A 247-nucleotide genomic window follows, 5' to 3' on the forward strand; every position below is an offset into this window, starting at 1 on the left:
ATACCCAGCATATCAAGGGTCATTTTTGTGGGCAGGTGTGATCCCTCAACCGTGCGAATGATCTCAAGCTTCTCGGTTGCTGGATACCTCATTCCTCGAACTCCCCAGCCCCTGTCATGCTTTTTTTGAGCAGGCGGTTCTCAAGGGTTAGATCAGCCACGCATTCTTTCAGAGCCATGGCCTCGGATCGCAGATCCTTCACCTCAGGCGATGTCGCCTGACGCGCTGTGTCGCCGGAAAGGCGACG

At 55.1% G+C, this 247-nt stretch carries 1 pseudogene; it reads right to left on the reverse strand.

The features are described from left to right. Positions 1–247 (reverse strand): annotated as a pseudogene (locus FCK22_RS18730) (IS3 family transposase); the annotation flags it as partial.

Origin of the sequence: Sulfitobacter sp. 15WGC (assembly GCF_005068605.1) — a bacterium.
GTDB classification, from domain to species: domain Bacteria; phylum Pseudomonadota; class Alphaproteobacteria; order Rhodobacterales; family Rhodobacteraceae; genus Sulfitobacter; species Sulfitobacter faviae.